This window comes from Klebsiella sp. HMSC09D12, assembly GCF_001808475.1.
GTDB classification, from domain to species: domain Bacteria; phylum Pseudomonadota; class Gammaproteobacteria; order Enterobacterales; family Enterobacteriaceae; genus Klebsiella; species Klebsiella oxytoca.
This window is the reverse complement of the sequence record NZ_KV793404.1, coordinates 1-719: the sequence shown is the minus strand read 5'-3', so window position 1 is coordinate 719 and position 719 is coordinate 1. Positions and strand designations below refer to the sequence as shown.

The window sequence follows — 719 nt, the reverse complement described above, 5'->3', positions numbered from 1 at the left end:
GGTTTACTGCTGGCCTGTAATTCCTGACGTCTGAACCAGGATTCACCTTTGCTGTTCAGGCGCATCTGGATATTACCCCTGACACGGCCAATAAAATCCCATCCGAGCGACCGGATATGCCGGAACCAGGCATTCTGGAAGCCCGCATCGGTAACGATGATGACTCTGGCCGTCGGGTTCACCGCCCCGGCAAGGGCATCAAGGAAGGCCTTTTGTATCTGTCCATTCTGCTGCTTTTCTGACGGGACTATCCAGCTTAACAGCGGAAGCGAACGCCCATCGCAAAGCAGACTGGCGCGGAGCACATGATATTCCTGAGACGGATAGCCACTCCAGTCAACCGCAATAACACACAGCGATAATTTCCGTGTCAGCATGGTGATAATGCCATTGAAAATCAGAGGAATATCCTGATGGAGTGATTTATTGCCCAGTAGACGATCAACTCGTTTGATTTTGTTTTTGACCTGAGCAGCGCCGGGTAAATAACGTCCGATACTGGTCAGCGTCAGTGACGCGCCGTTGATTAAGGCAAGCGTGGCGTCAAGAAGGGCATTTTGTCGGTATTTGTGAAACGGAGCTAAAGCATCCCGGAAGAAATTCTGACATACTCGGCAGGCAGGCATAGAGGTGATCTCATTGAATTGATAGCACAATCAGTAGATCACAAAACTCTATGTCTGTCTTTTTTCACCCGCCCATTACTGGGGATTCCTCAG

At 50.1% G+C, this 719-nt stretch carries 1 protein-coding gene; it reads right to left on the bottom strand.

All coding sequences use genetic code 11. The annotated features are described in order from the left end of the window. Positions 1–626: IS4 family transposase (locus HMPREF3178_RS03625; RefSeq protein ID WP_139146013.1), on the bottom strand; the 626-nt coding region annotated here is incomplete at its 3' end. Positions 627–719 lie beyond the last annotated feature (93 nt).